Origin of the sequence: Mycobacterium sp., from assembly GCF_032161845.1 — a bacterium.
Taxonomy (GTDB): domain Bacteria; phylum Actinomycetota; class Actinomycetes; order Mycobacteriales; family Mycobacteriaceae; genus Mycobacterium.
On record NZ_JAVRQA010000224.1, the window covers coordinates 1 to 2,523 of the forward strand.

The 2,523-nt window shown below is 65.3% G+C and carries 4 protein-coding genes; 1 reads left to right on the forward strand and 3 read right to left on the reverse strand.

Annotation, left to right across the window (positions count from 1 at the left end):
- Window positions 1-57: 57 nt before the first annotated feature.
- From QOD90_RS12990 to QOD90_RS13000, 3 genes are all read right to left on the reverse strand, one after another.
- Window positions 58-213, reverse strand: a complete 156-nt coding sequence (locus tag QOD90_RS12990; protein ID WP_526350261.1) for a hypothetical protein — start codon at window positions 211-213, stop codon at window positions 58-60.
- 153 nt (window positions 214-366) lie between these two features.
- Entirely contained in the window at window positions 367-1,515 is a 1,149-nt protein-coding gene (gene menE / locus QOD90_RS12995) for an o-succinylbenzoate--CoA ligase (protein WP_526350265.1), read from the reverse strand.
- Window positions 1,512-1,826, reverse strand: a complete 315-nt coding sequence (locus QOD90_RS13000) for a DUF3349 domain-containing protein (protein WP_526350263.1) — start codon at window positions 1,824-1,826, stop codon at window positions 1,512-1,514. The genes menE and QOD90_RS13000 overlap by 4 nt, the downstream gene beginning before the upstream one ends.
- A 265-nt stretch (window positions 1,827-2,091) precedes the next feature.
- On the opposite strand from QOD90_RS13000, the gene QOD90_RS13005 reads away from it, so the two are divergent.
- A partial coding sequence (locus QOD90_RS13005) for an inorganic phosphate transporter (protein ID WP_526350267.1) occupies window positions 2,092-2,523 on the forward strand: 432 nt, incomplete at its 3' end.

The window sequence follows — 2,523 nt, forward strand, 5'->3', positions numbered from 1 at the left end:
TGCCGCGGCACGTCGTACTAGAGGGGTGACCGACGCCTCATCGGTGTCGGTCATCACCTAGAACCAAACTTTTCGACCCCCCACGGGCCGACCGACGGCACCGAGGATCCACAGGATCACGCCGACGATGACGAGAATTCCGCCGATCGTGTACAGGATCGAGATGCCTGCGAAATAGCCGATCAGCAGGAGAATTACACCCAGGACGATCATTGTGTCTCCGATCTAAAGGGGAAGACCGTTCTTCTTCCTGATCCCGAATTGCCAATTTCGTTAATTCCGAAACCTTACGGAACTCGGAATTTTTTCGTCGTTGAGCCGCCCGCTCATCGAAACGACCGGCTCGTGACTGCGGGCGCGATCGGATCAGACACCGTCGAAGCGTTCGACGAGTGCCCTTCGGTCGAGCTTGCCGATGCCGCGTCGGGGGAGTTCGTCGACGACGTGGACTTCGCGCGGCGCTGCGGTGGCGTCCATCGTCTGCTCGACGTGCGCGCGCAGCTCGGCGACCGTCGGAGCGGTGTGACCTTCGGCGACGACGACGGCGGCCACCACCCGCTGCCCCAACCGCTCGTCGGTGACGCCGAAAACAGCGGCGTCGACCACCGCCGGATGCGCCAGAAGGGCGGACTCGACCAGTGGCGGCATGACGGTCAGGCCACCGGTGCTGATCGCGTCGTCGGCCCTTCCCAACACTCGAAAGATCCCGGAAGCATCAACGGCGCCAACGTCATCGGTGCGAAACCAGCCGGCTTCCGCGAACGGATCGGGGGTCACGGCGTTGCGGTAGCCGCTGGCGAGCGTGGTTCCGCCCAGCGCAATGCGGCCGTCGTCGATGCGGATCCGAACGCCATCGAGCGGTGTGCCATCGTAGACGCAGCCGCCCGCGGTCTCGCTCATTCCGTAGGTTCGGATCACTGAAATGCCTGCGGCCGAGGCATTCTCCGCGATCTGCGCCGGCATGGGGCCGCCGCCGATCAGGACGCCGTCGAGTTCGGCGAGTGCGGCGCTCGCCGCAGGGTCGCGCAGAGCCTTGTCGAGCTGCACCGCGACCAATGAGGCATAGCGCCTGCCGGAGCCCAATGATGCTATGGCCGACGGTAATTCACTGGCGTCGAAGGCCGCCGAGATCGCGACGGGAGTGGTGCCGGCGAGCGCGCTACGGACCAGAACCTGCAAGCCGGCGATGTGATGAGCGGGCAGCGCCAGAAGCCATCGGCCGCTGCCGCCGAGGCGGTCGTGGGTCGCGTCGGCGCTGGCGATGAGGGCCGACGCGGGCAGCATCGCCCCCTTCGGCTCGCCGGTGGTTCCCGACGTGGAGATGACGACCGCGACTTCGTCGGGGATCTCCTCGCCAGCCCGCAAAGTGTGTGTCAGCAACTTCGTCTGCCGTGGGTCGTCGGCGGGAACCGGCAGTATCGCCGAACGGGCGCGGTCGAGAACGGATTCGAGCTCGGGCAGCAGCGCCAGGGCTGCGTCCCCGGCGCCGACGGGCTGGGCGCGAAGGACGGCTATGCGTGCTCTCCCGCGTCATCCGGCATGTCTCTCGGGTCGTCGAGCGGCCAGCCCTTCTTGGCGAGCCGCTCCCGCACGCGCTCGACGTCCGTTTCCCGAGGCAGTTCGTCGGTGAACTGCGTAATCAAGACGCCGATGTCGATGTGGTCGAATTCGCCGCTGTCCATCAGATCCTGGGCGACGGCCTTCACCTCGTCGTTGGACAGTCGGCGTGTGAGCAGCGCCATCAGCGGTACTCGGTCGGGGCCCGGAACTCCATCGGGGTAGCCGGCATTCAGCCAGGCCACGATCTTGGAGAGAAATCCGTTCACTGCCTCAACTTCCCTGCGAAGCGGCCGGGCCGCCACGGTGTCTAGTCGCCTTCGATGCTAATCGCGATGCGCTGGTTCGGCGTCGCCGCACGGCGCCTCTGGCCTAGTCAGACCCGCCCAGTCGACGTGGCGAAGGCGGCAAGGTGAACAATGGATGAACAGCTTTGCTGCTTCGGCAAAACTGCCTGGTGAGAATACGTGACGACTACGGCGATCCATAGGTAAAAATCGCCTCGGTACCCGCAGAATTAGCCCCATGACCGAGATGATCATCCTGGTGCTGTTGATATGTACGGCCCTCGCCTTCGACTTCACCAATGGGTTCCACGACACGGGCAACGCGATGGCGACGTCGATCGCCACCGGTGCGCTCAAGCCCAAGGTCGCGGTGCTGCTGGCAGGGGTCATCAACCTCGTCGGCGCGTTCCTTTCGGTCGAGGTCGCGGTCACCGTTACCACCTCGGTGCTCAAGGTGCAGGACGGCAAGACCGGGCACCTGCTGTCGGGGATCGATGCGTCGATGGGCCTGACGATCATCTTCGCCGGCCTCGTCGGCGGCATTCTGTGGAACCTGCTGACCTGGCTCTTCGGCATCCCGTCGAGCTCGTCGCATGCGCTGTTCGGCGGCCTCATCGGCGCCGGCCTTGCGGCACTCGGTCTGGCGGGCGTCAACTGGAGCGGCGTGTTCGCAAAGGTG

Excerpts from the sequence above, each read along its gene's own strand:
- QOD90_RS12990 (WP_526350261.1), bottom strand. The coding sequence starts at position 213 with ATGATCGTCCTGGGTGTAATTCTCCTGCTGATCGGCTATTTCGCAGGC.